Origin of the sequence: Acinetobacter sp. 766875 (assembly GCF_000582055.1) — a bacterium.
GTDB classification, from domain to species: Bacteria; Pseudomonadota; Gammaproteobacteria; order Pseudomonadales; family Moraxellaceae; genus Acinetobacter; species Acinetobacter nosocomialis.
Map to the genome: position 1 here is coordinate 26726 of NZ_JEXX01000009.1, position 13741 is coordinate 40466.

Annotated in this window: 16 protein-coding genes and 1 riboswitch; of the genes, 11 read left to right on the forward strand and 5 right to left on the reverse strand. The window is 36.8% G+C overall.

Features of this window, described 5'->3' with window-relative positions; translation table 11 throughout:
* Positions 1 to 34: 34 nt before the first annotated feature.
* The 5 genes from glnL to J576_RS10025 all read left to right on the forward strand — a co-directional run bounded on the left by glnL (position 35) and on the right by J576_RS10025 (position 5305).
* Entirely contained in the window at positions 35 to 1144 is a 1110-nt protein-coding gene (gene glnL, locus J576_RS10005; RefSeq protein ID WP_002049598.1) for a nitrogen regulation protein NR(II), read from the forward strand.
* Positions 1131 to 2624 (forward strand): nitrogen regulation protein NR(I), encoded by a 1494-nt coding sequence (gene glnG, locus J576_RS10010; RefSeq protein ID WP_004708399.1) that lies wholly within the window; start codon positions 1131 to 1133, stop codon positions 2622 to 2624. The genes glnL and glnG overlap by 14 nt, the downstream gene beginning before the upstream one ends.
* Before the next feature lie 276 nt (positions 2625 to 2900).
* Positions 2901 to 3554 (forward strand): multidrug efflux transcriptional repressor AdeN, encoded by a 654-nt coding sequence (gene adeN / locus J576_RS10015; protein ID WP_022575603.1) that lies wholly within the window; start codon positions 2901 to 2903, stop codon positions 3552 to 3554.
* 113 nt (positions 3555 to 3667) lie between these two features.
* Entirely contained in the window at positions 3668 to 4588 is a 921-nt protein-coding gene (argF, locus tag J576_RS10020; RefSeq protein WP_002049620.1) for an ornithine carbamoyltransferase, read from the forward strand.
* 192 nt (positions 4589 to 4780) lie between these two features.
* Positions 4781 to 5305, forward strand: coding sequence for a protein tyrosine phosphatase family protein (locus tag J576_RS10025; RefSeq protein WP_002049618.1), 525 nt, complete (start codon positions 4781 to 4783; stop codon positions 5303 to 5305).
* On the opposite strand, the gene ispF is transcribed toward J576_RS10025, so the two are convergent.
* Positions 5302 to 5784, reverse strand: coding sequence for a 2-C-methyl-D-erythritol 2,4-cyclodiphosphate synthase (gene ispF, locus J576_RS10030; protein ID WP_002049661.1), 483 nt, complete (start codon positions 5782 to 5784; stop codon positions 5302 to 5304). The genes J576_RS10025 and ispF overlap by 4 nt on opposite strands.
* Positions 5785 to 5887: 103 nt before the next feature.
* Between ispF and J576_RS10035 the strand changes: the two genes are divergently transcribed.
* The gene (locus J576_RS10035) at positions 5888 to 6532 is read left to right on the forward strand and encodes an A1S_1983 family putative colistin resistance protein (protein WP_002049673.1); all 645 of its coding nucleotides are present in this window, start codon (positions 5888 to 5890) and stop codon (positions 6530 to 6532) included.
* A gap of 45 nt (positions 6533 to 6577) precedes the next feature.
* Here J576_RS10035 and J576_RS10040 read toward each other — a convergent pair whose 3' ends face one another.
* Together J576_RS10040 and J576_RS10045 are read right to left on the reverse strand one after the other, a co-directional pair.
* Complete coding sequence (locus J576_RS10040; RefSeq protein WP_002049660.1) at positions 6578 to 7822, reverse strand: D-amino acid dehydrogenase; 1245 nt, start codon at positions 7820 to 7822, stop codon at positions 6578 to 6580.
* A gap of 177 nt (positions 7823 to 7999) precedes the next feature.
* A riboswitch (glycine riboswitch) is annotated at positions 8000 to 8087 on the reverse strand.
* A gap of 145 nt (positions 8088 to 8232) precedes the next feature.
* The gene (locus tag J576_RS10045; RefSeq protein WP_002049632.1) at positions 8233 to 8724 is read right to left on the reverse strand and encodes a hypothetical protein; all 492 of its coding nucleotides are present in this window, start codon (positions 8722 to 8724) and stop codon (positions 8233 to 8235) included.
* A gap of 312 nt (positions 8725 to 9036) precedes the next feature.
* On the opposite strand from J576_RS10045, the gene J576_RS10050 reads away from it, so the two are divergent.
* Complete coding sequence (locus tag J576_RS10050; protein WP_002049677.1) at positions 9037 to 9498, forward strand: hypothetical protein; 462 nt, start codon at positions 9037 to 9039, stop codon at positions 9496 to 9498.
* Between the two features lie 182 nt (positions 9499 to 9680).
* Positions 9681 to 9977, forward strand: coding sequence for a hypothetical protein (locus J576_RS10055; protein ID WP_002049642.1), 297 nt, complete (start codon positions 9681 to 9683; stop codon positions 9975 to 9977).
* A gap of 113 nt (positions 9978 to 10090) precedes the next feature.
* Here J576_RS10055 and fumC read toward each other — a convergent pair whose 3' ends face one another.
* Both fumC and galE read right to left on the reverse strand, forming a co-directional pair.
* Positions 10091 to 11485 (reverse strand): class II fumarate hydratase, encoded by a 1395-nt coding sequence (fumC, locus tag J576_RS10060; protein ID WP_002049655.1) that lies wholly within the window; start codon positions 11483 to 11485, stop codon positions 10091 to 10093.
* Positions 11486 to 11599: 114 nt separating this feature from the next.
* Complete coding sequence (gene galE, locus J576_RS10065; protein ID WP_002049638.1) at positions 11600 to 12607, reverse strand: UDP-glucose 4-epimerase GalE; 1008 nt, start codon at positions 12605 to 12607, stop codon at positions 11600 to 11602.
* Between the two features lie 65 nt (positions 12608 to 12672).
* Between galE and tusD the strand changes: the two genes are divergently transcribed.
* The 3 genes from tusD to J576_RS10080 are packed head-to-tail and all read left to right on the forward strand — an operon-like array spanning position 12673 to position 13738.
* Positions 12673 to 13041, forward strand: coding sequence for a sulfurtransferase complex subunit TusD (gene tusD / locus J576_RS10070; RefSeq protein WP_000105718.1), 369 nt, complete (start codon positions 12673 to 12675; stop codon positions 13039 to 13041).
* Positions 13042 to 13085: 44 nt separating this feature from the next.
* A complete protein-coding gene (locus J576_RS10075) occupies positions 13086 to 13436 on the forward strand; it encodes a hypothetical protein (RefSeq protein ID WP_002049601.1) in 351 nt (116 codons plus the stop codon).
* Positions 13437 to 13453: 17 nt separating this feature from the next.
* A complete protein-coding gene (locus tag J576_RS10080) occupies positions 13454 to 13738 on the forward strand; it encodes a hypothetical protein (protein ID WP_002049667.1) in 285 nt (94 codons plus the stop codon).
* Positions 13739 to 13741 lie beyond the last annotated feature (3 nt).

Sequence of the window (13741 nt, forward strand, 5' to 3'; positions counted from 1 at the left end):
CATTGCGCCATTTTAAGACAGGAACGATTCGCTAATGGATCAACACACACCTATCGACTATCGCCTTTTGGTAGACAACTTAACTACTGCGATTTTACTAATCGATAGTAACTTTAATATTTTTTATTTAAATTCTGCTTGTGAAGCACTTTTTGACATTAGTTTGCTTCGCGCTTCTGGACAACCGGTTTTAAATTTACTTCATGCCCCTGATGATACTTTTAATACACATGAAGCGTTACTCAATACTCTAAAAACAGGACAGCCTTATACACGTCGTGAAGCTGTAATTAATGTCAACTTTAAAGACTTACATGTTGATTATACGGTTTCACAGTTAAATGCAGGCAAAAGCTACCACCCGCTCTTACTTATTGAGCTAAATCCAATTGATCGGATGTTGAAAATTTCTAAAGAAGAAAACCTAATTCAACAACATCAGGTGGCTAGACAACTGGTTAGAGGTGTGGCTCATGAGATTAAAAATCCTCTGGCTGGTATCAGGGGTGCAACTCAGTTACTTGCTCGTAGTTTAAATGACGAGAGTTATGCTGAATTTACAGATGTCATTATTAATGAGGTAGACCGCCTCACCAATTTAGCAGACACTATGCTAGGTTCAAGACAACTGCCGAGTTATGAAAACGTAAATGTGCATGAACCTTTGGAACGTGTACGCTCTTTAATCGCAAATCAAACCAAGAAAAAAATAAAAATTACGCGTGACTATGATTTATCTTTACCGGATGTAAAAGCCGATCGAGATCAACTTATCCAAGTCATGCTCAATATTAGCGTTAATGCAATTCAAGCCATCACAGAAAATAAATCTTTTTTTATAGATCAAGAGCCTGAATTAATTTTACGTACCCGAATTCAACGTCTAGTCACTATTAATGGTGTACTCAATCGCTCTGCGGTACGAGTCGATATTGAGGACAATGGACCGGGTATTCCCGAAAGCATTTTAGAGTCTGTGTTTTATCCTTTGGTTACAGGACGAGCAAAAGGCACAGGCCTTGGCCTGAGTATTGCACAGAACATCATGCATCAACATAACGGAATGATTGAATGCCAATCAGTTCCTGGAAAAACAATGTTTAGCTTATATTTACCTTGGGAGTCAGACCGTGTCGCGAAATAAAATATGGGTTATTGATGACGATCGCGCCATGCGATGGGTACTTGAAAAGACCTTTAAAGAAGAAGGATTTGACGTCACCAATTTTGAAGAAGCTCAAACAGCACTCGAACGTTTACATCATGATGCGCCGGATGTCATCTTAACTGACATCCGTATGCCAGGCATTGATGGGTTAACTTTCTTATCTAAAGTAAAAAATTCTCATCCCGATTTGCCTGTGATCATTATGACAGCGCATTCGGACTTAGAGTCTGCTGTATCTAGCTATCAAACTGGTGCATTTGAGTATTTACCAAAACCGTTTGATATTGATGAAGCTTTAGCTTTAGTCAATCGAGCAATTTTACATATCAATAAATTGCAGCAACAAGAGGCTACAAAAACTGCTTCTCCGCTACAATCGACAGAAATTATTGGTGAATCTCCAGCTATGCAAGAGGTTTTCCGAGCAATTGGCCGCCTATCTCAGTCGCATATTACCGTTTTAATTAATGGTGAGTCAGGAACAGGCAAAGAATTAGTTGCACATGCTTTACATAAGCATTCACCACGCAGAGCCAAACCATTTATTGCTCTAAACATGGCAGCAATTCCGAAAGACTTAATCGAAACAGAATTATTTGGCCATGAAAAAGGTGCTTTTACTGGCGCTAATACTCAACATCAAGGTCGCTTTGAACAAGCCAATGGTGGCACTCTCTTCCTTGATGAAATTGGTGACATGCCATTTGAAACACAGACGCGATTACTACGTGTACTCGCAGATGGTGAGTTTTACCGCGTTGGCGGGCATATCCCTGTTAAAGTTGATGTTCGGATCGTTGCGGCAACACATCAAGATTTAGAAAAATTGGTAAATGAAGGTCGCTTCCGTGAAGACTTATACCACCGTCTAAATGTAATTCGTATTCATATTCCTAAGCTTGCACATCGAAGTGAAGATATTCCGATGTTAGCTCAACATTTCTTGGCTCGTGCTGGTAAAGAGTTAGGCGTAAGTCCAAAGATTTTACGTACCGAGACAACTGACTATATGCAGCAATTACCATGGCCCGGTAATGTTCGTCAGCTTGAAAATACCTGCCGCTGGTTAACCGTCATGATTACTGGCCGTGAGGTTTACCCAGAAGATTTACCTTCAGAACTTAAACAAGTTCCACTCCAAAAAAATAGTGAAGCTAGCCAACCTGCTCCATCTTTTGAGCGTATTTCTTTACATCATTGGGATGAGCTACTAAGTCAATGGGCAATTCAAAAACTCAAGAATGGCGAAATGAAGATTTTGGATATTGCTACACCAATGTTTGAGCGCACTTTAATTAATGCTGCACTACAGCAAACTCGTGGACGCAAACGTCATGCAGCCGAGCTATTAGGTTGGGGTCGCAACACTCTAACCCGAAAGTTAAAAGAACTAGGCATGGATTCTGCTGATGACGATGATGAGGATGAACACAAAGTAACTTTGTCTGAAGCTTAATAATCATTCGTAAAAGAAAAAGCGACTAAATCCATTAGTCGCTTTTTCTTTATCTTGATTTACATTGAAAAGACATGGTTAAACTAAAATGTGAACATACAGTTACATCATTAAAAACCTTCAAAATATTTCATAAATATTTGTATTTTAAAATATTTATTCAAATTAAATTTTATATTACTGTTTATCAAGCAACCTAAAAATATAGCGATGACCATCCTTAAAGATAGTTTTGTTATACTAGTTAAGCAGTATTAATTGTCGTTATTAAATTTTATGCATGATCCAGTCCTTGAGTCATATCATCCTATATGTGACAAACCTCAAACACGTCGCGGTGTAGAACGTCGTTTAGCACTATTGCTAAGCGCAACCGAACTGTTTTTGGAAAAAGGATATGATGCTGTCTCTTTAGATGACATCGTCAATCATGCTGGTGGTTCAAAAGCTTCTATTTATAAATACTTTGGTAATAAAGAAGGTTTATTTACTGCAATTTGCGATTACCGCCGTGAGATGTTCTTTAAAGATATTTGTATTGCATTTCAACCAGATCAGGCTTCTTTAAAAGAATACTTAATTCAAACTCTCATCCGTTTTTATAACCACATTATTCAACCTGAGCATATTGCTTTTTTACGTTTGGTTATTGAACAAACCCAGTGTAATGCAACTTTGAGCCAATATTTATACGAAAAATGCGCTCAAGACGTACAAAATACCATTGCTCAAGCACTACTTATTTCTCATCAGGCAGGTGAAATTACTTGTACCTCTCCCGATCACTCATCTCTCATGTATTTTGGGATTTTACGTGATATTGAGTGGCGTATGATTATGGGCATGCCACTGCCAACCAATGAATATGAAGTATTTGATTATATTCATTATTGTGTAGAAATTTTCTTAAAAGGCCACCATAAAGTCTAATTCTTTTGCATTTTGAAATGCTTATAGTATAGTAGACTTCTTTTTTCCCACATCCACCCAGCCAACAACAGATAATTGTTGTATTTCAAAGACAATTATTATGGAGTAGCTACATGGCTTTAAGACATTTCCTGACTTTACGTGATCTATCTACATTAGAACTCAATCGCGTTTTACAGCGCGCAAGCGAACTAAAAAAAATGCAACAAAGCAATAAGGTGTATCAACCTTTTGTTGGTAAAGTATTGGGAATGATTTTTGAAAAATCGAGTACACGTACGCGTATTTCTTTTGAAGCCGGTATTAATCAATTTGGTGGTAGTGCTATCTTTTTATCACCTCGCGATACACAGCTAGGTCGCGGTGAACCTATCGAAGATTCAGCACGCGTTATTTCAAGTATGCTTGATATTGTGATGATTCGTACGTTTGGTCATGACATTGTTGAACGTTTTGCATCTTACTCAAAAGTTCCTGTGATTAATGGTCTAACTGATGACCACCACCCTTGTCAGCTACTCGCAGATTTACAAACTTACATTGAACATCGCGGTAGTATCGAAGGTAAAACCGTAGCCTGGATTGGTGATGGCAATAATATGTGTAACTCATATATTGAAGCTGCACATTTAATGGGTTTTAAATTAAAAATTGCTTCGCCAAAGGGTTTTGAGCCTAAACCTGAATTTTTAGCAGAGTTTGGACATTGTGTTGAGCTTTTTGATAATGCTGAAGATGCAGCTGTAAATGCTGACCTTATCGTTACAGATGTATGGGCAAGCATGGGGCAAGAAGAAGAACAGAAATTACGTAAGAATGCATTTGCAGCTTTTCAAGTCAATGAGAAACTCATGAGTCTTGCGCATCCTGATTGTTTGTTTATGCATTGTTTGCCAGCACATCGCGGTGAAGAAATTTCAGAAACCATGCTTGATCATAAAAACTCAGTTGTATGGGATGAAGCTGAAAACCGTCTACATGCGCAAAAAGCTTTAATGGAATTTTTATTGAATGAAAATTTAAAAAAAGCTTAATCTCGATAAAAAAACAGCATCTTTAAGGTGCTGTTTTTTTTATTTCTATAAAACTCTTATTTTTCTTGTTTATTTTCTTAAAATTTTTCACGATGTTGCTGAATATATAAACAGTCTATATTTCAACTACACTCTAGAATCGTGTATAACATTCTACACAATAAGCCAAGCCTACTCTTGTAGAGTGCGATTATGACAACCCTTGAAGAATCACTATCTCAAATCCCTGCATTTTCAATTATCCATGAACATTTGTTTAGTTCAGCACAACCTTCTATTGAACAGCTTAAACTTATTAAAGAGTATGGTTGTAGTACCGTTATCAATTTAGCTTTGACAAACTCACCAGATTGTATAGAAAACGAAGATCGGGTTTGTCTTGAGCATGGTTTAAATTACATTCATATTCCAATTGACTGGGAAACACCATCTTCTGACCAATGCTTATTGGTTTTAGATTTAATTGATCATTTGGTTCAAAATGAAATTGTTTGGTTACATTGTGCCAAAAATAAACGCGTAAGTTGTCTTATGTATGTCTACAGACAATTTTATATGAATATGGACATACCTACTTCGCAAGATTTACTGCACGAAATTTGGGAGCCAAATGAAACTTGGACAGGTCTTATCCATAGTATTACCTTACAGCTACAAGGCCGTAAGGCTACTTTAGAACTCCAGCAGTCTTTGCAACAAGCTGATAATTTAGTCTAATTAGAGATTAATACCGTCGCTGTTGCTAAAATTCCTTCTTGGCGACCAGTAAACCCGAGTTTTTCGGTAGTGGTCGCTTTGATGCTAATTTGATTTAAATCCACATTCAAAACATCCGCAATGCTTTGTCGCATCTCTAAATTATGTTTCGCTAATTTAGGACGTTCGCAGGCTACAGTAATATCAGCATTATTTAAACGATAACCACGGTCTAAGATTAGTTGATAAACGTGTTTTAGTAGTACACGACTATCTGCACCCTTAAACTCTGGATCGGTATCTGGAAAATGCTGACCAATATCTCCAAGCGCTAGTGCACCTAATAAAGCGTCACATAGTGCATGTAACACGACATCACCATCAGAATGTGCTTTCAGGCCATGCGTATGCGGAATCTGAATGCCAGCTAAAGTTACGAAGTTACCCTCTTCAAAGGCATGCACATCCATTCCTTGACCAATACGAATTTGAGCAACCATATAAACTCTTTCCTTCTATTATAAAAGCTTAAGAAATCTTGTATTCAACCGTTGTGTTTCGCTATAGTACACTTAGCAAAGTAGACTGAAAGTATAAGCGATCATGCCGTCGAATACTGATATGAATCAATTGAAAAGATTAAGTTTTGTCGTGACATTGAGTTGTTTATGCTCATCGCTTGTTTTTGCAGAATCCATTGACTGCTCCAACTCAAAATCAGAGCTCAAAATCTGTTCAAAAAACTTTAGCGAAGCACGAAAGCAACTTAATAACAAATATCTTTCTGCATACTTAGTTACAGATGCTCCATTACAGCTTCTACAAGATACTCAAACATTGTGGTTTAAACATACGCAACAATGTAAAACCAATTCATGTATTCAACAACAGTTTGACGTACGTGGTGATGATTTAAATTTTTATGCTTCACTTAAGCAAACCCTAACACAGCATTACCTTAAATTTGAAAATGGGCATATTGCAGCCCAACCTGTTCATTTACAAATTCATCAACTTGCTAAAGATAAAATCAAGATCGAAGGGTTAGCTTACCGTAATCCGAATAACCGAAAAGAAGTCCAAACTATTTCATTAATGGCTTATAGCTCTCCTGAGCAAAAAAGTGAAATTTTAGATAACGAGCATAATTGCAAATACAAATTTGATTTCCAAAAGGCCTTACTTGTTGTAAAGACTCAACAAAAAGGCTGTGAGCGATTTACTGGCGTTTATCGGCTATATGATTAATTGATATAAAATAAAAAGCCAGTGCATCTACACTGGCTTTTCTTTTTAAGCTGGATATTTTTGCAGGATATCCTGACTCACCAAAACAGCTGTTGCTGCTGACAAAGTCCAACCTAAATGGCCATGCCCGGTATTATAAAAAACCCGTGATTGCTTAGACTGTTTCACTACAGGCAACATATTAGGCATCATTGGCCTTAAACCCGCCCAAGGCACAACATGCTCAGTTGAAATGTCAAAATTGCGGTTCACCCAATTAACCAAAGGCTGAATACGATCTGCACGAATGTCTCGATTGTAACCATTAAACTCAGCTGTACCTGCTATACGTAAACGGTCTTGTCCTAAACGAGAGGTTACAATTTTGGCACTCTCATCAAGCAAACTTACCCACGGCGCATTTTTAATGCTTTTCTCATCTTTCAATTGGACAGTAATCGAATAGCCTTTTACAGGATAAACATTTACACGCTCACCAATCATGTCAGCCAATTGATAACTTCCAACACCACCACAAACCACCAGAACATCACCTTCTAATTGAAAGCTATCTGTTGGGGAAAGATGCGGATGCTCAGCACTTGGCTGACAATTCAGTACGACTTTATCTATATGACACTTAATATCAGTAACTTCTAAGCCAAACTTATACTGCACCCCATATTGTTTAGTCTTTTCAGCTAAAGTGGTTGAATATTTATGAATATCTCCAGTTGCATCGCTTGGTGTGTAATAACCACCAAAGTACTCACCCGTTAAAGAAGGTTCGATTGACTTCATTTCTTCAGGTGAAACTGAGTAGCGCTCCAAAGTTCCTTTATTCAAGACATCATTAACTCGCTTAGCAATATCATAGTCATCCTTAGTATGATACATATGAAGAATACCGCGTTTCTCCAAATCAAATTGAAGCTGCTCTTTTTCAGCGACTTCAAATAAGCGCTTACGAGCAAGCAATGCTAAACGAACAGTTTCTATCGTATTAGCCTCATAATTTTTAATATGAGATAAAAACTCAACTAACCAGCTATATTTGTGCAAACTAAAAGAAGGATTAAGTAATAGAGGAGCATCTTTTTGCCTCATCCATTTAAAACCTTTTATAACGGTCGCTTTCTGGTTCCAGACTTCTGCATTACAAGCAGATAATTGCCCTCCATTTGCAAATGATGTTTCCATAGCTGGATAAAGATGGCGATCAATCACTGTGACTTGGTAACCTAATTGAGATAATTCATAGGCTGAAGTAACCCCTGTGATTCCTGCACCAATCACAATAACATGTGGCATAACAGACTCCTCTGAAATGCAAAAACATTTCATCAGTACAGCCCATCTGTCATTTGTACCTGAGAGTTTCGACCTAAATACTACCTTTTAGTATTTCGATCTTCCCCTTCGGTGAGTTTATGACTTATAAGTTTTTATTCTTCATGCTTATAAATCTTAAGCTGCTCTCCAGATTTTTTAATTATTACAGTCCTTTTGCCTGAGAGTTTCCGGGCCTGTTGCTCCTTCGGCGGGTTCTTAAGAACCTCTCTCCCGCAATAATTTTGTATTTATATAAGCAATGTATCTGCCACTTTTAAAAAAACGCATTCTTTTCTTGTAAACTTTTGTACAGTAATTCAATTAAATAAGAAAGTATTTGATTTAATTATAAAAAAGGTGAATTATTTAAATTCACCTTTTGCCATTTATTAAAGCTTTCCTTCAAGCACTTGGTCTGAAACATGACCTTTCCACTGCTCTCTCAAGGTTGGTAAATAAAACTTCTCGCCAATTGTGACCAACTCAGCATCAATGAGTGCATGAATTTCGTGCATAAAAATGTAATCTAAGGCAACTAAAGAGAGTTGATGATTTTTTTGTGCTACTTTTTTTCGCTTCATTTGAGCTAGTTTAATTAACTCATTTGCAAAATTTTTATCTTTATATGTGGTGATTGCATTTAAACGAAGCTCAATAACCCCCCAACCTGCCAACAATTTTTTGAAAATTTCAAAGTCTTTCGTCGTTGATTCCCAAGTGACATTTTCCAGATTATTATCTTCAGGCAAAACAGGTAACAGCAAATCACCAGTACTTGGAAAAATCTTTTTAAGATTTAACAGAAATTTAACAGGCTGATCACTCGGGTAATCATTAAACTGCACATGTTGTTCGGTATCTGTTAAATAAATCGAGAGCATTCAAAAATCCTTAGCTAAACAACTGTTTATTATGTGTTTAATTTCCATATCGCAAAATAAATAAAAATTAAAAACAATAGAAAAACAGGATAAGGTGGGCATTTTAACAATTATGGCAGCTTATTCAACTCTAAGTTGGTTTGATAAAGCTTAATCAAGAAATAATTACAACCTAGAAACTTGCAAATAAATCTCATACAACTTCAAAAATTTAAAAATGCATATATTTTAAATATATTATTTTTTAGTCTACTGTTAAATTTAATGTTATAATACATTGATTTACTCAATTTCATCTGGGCTTCCAAAGAAATGAATAGATCAAAATTAATTTTATTATTTTTAAGTATTAGTACTTTTTCTTCTTCGGTATTTTCTGAAACGATTACTTCCCCAATTAAACAAGAATTTTATGACCAAGAATCGAACCGCCATAGAAGTATGCTTGAGGTAAGTAACACTTCAAGTCATAAGTTTAGTGAATCACAACACAATTCTTTTCACTCCGATTCTAATAAGCAAAGAGTAGATTTTTTTGAAATTGCCAAACAATATCAAGATGAGAAATCACAAAATACCTACTCGCATTTTCCTGACCCGACAGTGAACATGAGCAATCATGATCGAAGTCTCTACTATATTAGAAATCATGATGATATAAGCCTTAAAAGGGATATTCGTATTCAACAATATAGATCATTAAAACAGCAATACGATAAAGGAGTCATTCCCAATGATGAATACAAAGAGAAAGTTTATAAAATTTTAAAATAAGCTTTTATATTTCCTGAAGCCTTCTTTCTGATGGGAGGCTTCTATAATAGTTTTGATATAGATTGTTAAAAAAACTTTAAATAACAAAGATCCATAGTAAATAAGCAATAAAAATTAAACAGTTTTAACTGCTAAAAGACGCCAGACTATACAAATCTTCTCTACAAATAAAGGAGAGATCAATGAAGATCCGCGCTTCACGTACCTATTCAACTTATTCAAACCATTACTTTATTTCGAAAGAATATGAATGTAGCGTTATACCAGTAAAAGGAATGTGCTTTACTGATCTTGGTTTAACCGAAAATGGTGTGATTGAACCTGTAGAAATTAGTGAGGTCACTATAGACCCAGCCTGTAATTCTTATCATATTCTTTTAGCTAAAGACTCACATGAATATACAAAAGAAGAACTAAAAAGAAAGTTTGAAGAAATGAAAGTAAATGGCTGGGAATATATAGAAGATCTTCTGATGTAGCTTTTTCAATCTATAAGTTAAAGTTCTAGATTTAAGGAGTAAACATAATAGCCATCAGTAGTTTAACTGTACATTCTGTACATAATTATACGGCTGATGGCTATATAGATCGCTTATTTACTATTTGGCGAAACCATTTTTTCAGGTTTAACGACCTCATCAAATTGTTCTGCTGTAACTAAACCAAGCTCAACAGCTACTTGTTTTAAAGTTTTATTCTCTTTATAAGCAGTTTTCGCCACTTTTGCAGAGTTTTCATAACCAATAACCGGATTCAATGCGGTAACCAGCATGAGAGAGTTATGCAAGAAGTGATCAATTTTGTCACGACTAGGCTCAATTCCTACTGCACAGTGGTCATTAAAGCTATTACATGCATCACCAAGCAACTGAATAGATTGCAGTAAGTTATAAGCGATTACTGGCATAAATACATTAAGTTCGAAGTTACCCGAAGCACCAGCGACATTAATAGTCGTATCATTACCAAGCACTTGTGCAACCACCATAGTCATTGCTTCACTTTGGGTCGGGTTCACTTTACCCGGCATAATGCTTGAGCCTGGCTCATTTTCAGGAATGCGAATTTCACCAAAACCACAACGTGGTCCGCTTGCTAACCAACGAATATCGTTAGCAATTTTATTTAAACTTACTGCTAAAGTTTTTAATGCACCCGATGCAAAAACAGCTGCATCACGTCCTGCAAGTGCTTCAAATTTATTAGGAGCAGTAACAAATGGCAAACCCGTTAAAGCTGCAAGCTGAGCTGCGGCTTTAACAGCATAGTCAGGATGAGCATTTAAACCAGTTCCTACCGCTGTACCACCCAATGGCAACTCATACAAACCACTTAAAGCTTGTTGTAAGCGTACTAAACCATGCTCAAGCTGAGAAACATAACCGCTAAATTCTTGGCCAAGTGTTAGTGGCGTCGCATCTTGTAAGTGGGTACGGCCAATTTTGACAATCTCTTGAAATTCATCTGACTTCTTCTGCAAAGTCGCTTTAAGCTGCTCTACAGCTGGAATCAGTAATTCATTAATTTGCAAACTTGCCGCAACATGAATAGCCGTTGGAAAGGAGTCATTAGTAGATTGTGCACGGTTAACATGATCATTTGGATGTACTGGCTTTTGTGCTCCGAGCGCTTGGCCTAGCTTTTGATTGGCAATATTTGCAATTACTTCATTACAGTTCATGTTACTTTGCGTACCAGAACCTGTTTGCCAAACTACGAGTGGAAACTGTGAGTCCCATTTCCCTGCAATCACCTCTTCGGCAGCACCTACAATGTACTGACTCAAATCTTGTGGTAACTGGCCCAACTCTGCATTGGTTATTGCCGCAGCTTTTTTTACCAAGCCCATCGCTCGAATCATGGCACGGGGTAAACGCTCCTGCCCGATTTTGAAGTTCTGTAAGCTACGTTGAGTTTGTGCTCCCCATAGCGCTTCATTTGGAACTTCAATCTCACCCATAGTGTCATGTTCAATTCGTGTTTGCATAGAAACCTCGGTTATGTGGCTAAAGAACTCACGGGCTGAAGCAATTTTTGCTTTGGCTAGTTAATTTTAATATCGTACTCAAGCATTTCATTATTGTAAATAAGAATCATTATCTTATCTTCCATTTAATGTATTTTGATAGAATCTCCACTCATCTTCAATCATTTGCTTTAAAGTTCGTTTCGGATTCCATTCTAATAAAGTTTTTGCCTTTCCTATATTTGCACCCAATTCAGCCAACTCTTCATGCTTATAAATTGCCGATTGCGTCGGAATTTCGGCTTGGGTAACCTGTGAAATTTCATCTAATAATTGACGAATCGAGTGCACTTGCTCATGAGCAATATTAAAAGCTTCACAGCAATGGGTTTGATCGCGTAACCAATGTAAAGTTGAGCTTACTGCTTCACATACATCTAATACATGTAAAAAGCTACGTTCTACTGTATGGTCTTCGGTCGAAACCTGATCTTGTAATTCAATTAAATCACGCTGCATCGCTGCAACTTGTAATGCAAGCGGTACAATATTTTTAGGAAGCTGTGCAACATATTCACCTAATACACCATGCTCAAAAGCACCTACAATATTTGATAGGCGTAGGATTGCAATTTTCCATTCATGATCAATTTTATGAGTATCTCTAATGATTTCTTCAATCATCTGTTGAGATTTAATATATGGATTAGGATAAGAATAGTTGAAGTCTTCTGTTTCGCTTAACTGCAAACCAGATTTTCCATAGACTGCCAAGCTAGATAAATGGATAAAATGACGAACACCAGTACGTTGCATTGCACGTAACAGGCTCATAATGCAACTGACATTGTCATTGTAATATTCGAGCGGTTTTAAATTAGACTCTTCAATAGATTTAAAACCAGCTGTGTGAATAACTGCATCGATTGAGTACTGTTCAAATACTTTGTTCAATGCAGGTGTATTACGTACATCAAGTTTAACAAACGGAACGTACATACCAGAGATGTATTCTAACCGCTCAAGCGTTTGCAAGGTCGAGTTAGCCAAATTATCGACAATAACCACTTCTTGGCCTTGAGCCAGCAGACTCAATGCAATGTGTGAACCGATAAAGCCTAAACCACCTGTCACTAAAATCATTGTATACTTACCTTTCTCTTAATGTATCTACGCCCATTTAGACGTATGACCATAGTGAATTCTCAATGAGTACATTACTACTAATAACCTCTGCTCCTACTTCGATCCATGCTTGGCATGCGCTAGGCCTTGCTCAGGCACTCAAAAGTAAAAATGAAGACTTTCGTGTATTCTTTTACCAAGATGGCGTTCAAGTTGCGAATGATTTTCAATGGGTTCCTGACGACCAGCGTAATTTAACGCATGAATGGCAAAAGCTCGCGATCCGACTTCCTGTCTGTGTCAGCGCAGCTCTTGCACGTGGGATTACCGATGCAGAAAATGCGAGTCGTCATCAACTTAGTCATCACAACCTAGCGAACAACTTTGAGTTGGTTGGACTAGGTGAACTTGCTGATGCAGTACAGTCAGCCTCTCGTCTTCTTCAATTCTAAGTTACTTTATTAACTTAGATTGTTGCTTTTAAAAGGTATATTGTGTGAAAACTGTACTCGTTATTTTGACCCAAGCCAATTTAACCAGCCTACAAGTCAATGAAAGCCTCGCCGCTACTATGGTTTTAGCAACCTTTGGCTCACCAGTCAAAGTATTATTAAAAGATGCGGCTCTTAGTCTTTTACAAAATGAACGTAACTTTGACCAATTGCAGCATGCATTTAAAATTGCTTCAAATATGGTAGATAGCTTTGAGTTTTATGACTTAAGCCCAATTCTTATTGAAGACAAAAATAAACAGCATCCTTTTGTTCAAAAAAGTGAGCAGGAACTAGAATTTGTTCAGCTAGATACTGAACTCATCCAATCTTTCGATCATGTCTTATATTGGTAGATAAAGGTGTAATTTTAATGACGCAATCAACTCTTTATCTTGTGCAAGCTTCTTATCACCATACTCCTCGCATTATTGAAGAACTTGCAAAACTGTTCCATAAAGATGATCAAATTATTTTTATGGGTGACTCAACTGCTCAACTTTCGGTAAATATTTGTCAGCAGTTTGGCTCAGTTTCTTGTTTATCTAATGAAAAAGATTTAATTGATGCAGAAACCTTAGCTCACGTTAAGGTATTGAACTATGACCAGTTTGCGGATCTGGTTTTACAGTTTAATCGATGCATTTCTTTAAAATAATAT

Coding starts and splice junctions, on each gene's coding strand:
- ispF (WP_002049661.1), bottom strand. CDS start 5,784: ATGGTTGCTCAAATTCGTATTGGTCAAGGAATGGATGTGCATGCCTTT.
- tusD (WP_000105718.1), top strand. CDS start 12,673: ATGAGTACATTACTACTAATAACCTCTGCTCCTACTTCGATCCATGCT.
- J576_RS10080 (WP_002049667.1), top strand. CDS start 13,454: ATGACGCAATCAACTCTTTATCTTGTGCAAGCTTCTTATCACCATACT.
- fumC (WP_002049655.1), bottom strand. CDS start 11,485: ATGCAAACACGAATTGAACATGACACTATGGGTGAGATTGAAGTTCCA.
- J576_RS10055 (WP_002049642.1), top strand. CDS start 9,681: ATGAAGATCCGCGCTTCACGTACCTATTCAACTTATTCAAACCATTAC.
- J576_RS10050 (WP_002049677.1), top strand. CDS start 9,037: ATGAATAGATCAAAATTAATTTTATTATTTTTAAGTATTAGTACTTTT.
- argF (WP_002049620.1), top strand. CDS start 3,668: ATGGCTTTAAGACATTTCCTGACTTTACGTGATCTATCTACATTAGAA.
- J576_RS10045 (WP_002049632.1), bottom strand. CDS start 8,724: ATGCTCTCGATTTATTTAACAGATACCGAACAACATGTGCAGTTTAAT.
- glnL (WP_002049598.1), top strand. CDS start 35: ATGGATCAACACACACCTATCGACTATCGCCTTTTGGTAGACAACTTA.
- J576_RS10025 (WP_002049618.1), top strand. CDS start 4,781: ATGACAACCCTTGAAGAATCACTATCTCAAATCCCTGCATTTTCAATT.
- J576_RS10035 (WP_002049673.1), top strand. CDS start 5,888: ATGCCGTCGAATACTGATATGAATCAATTGAAAAGATTAAGTTTTGTC.
- galE (WP_002049638.1), bottom strand. CDS start 12,607: ATGATTTTAGTGACAGGTGGTTTAGGCTTTATCGGTTCACACATTGCA.
- J576_RS10040 (WP_002049660.1), bottom strand. CDS start 7,822: ATGCCACATGTTATTGTGATTGGTGCAGGAATCACAGGGGTTACTTCA.
- adeN (WP_022575603.1), top strand. CDS start 2,901: ATGCATGATCCAGTCCTTGAGTCATATCATCCTATATGTGACAAACCT.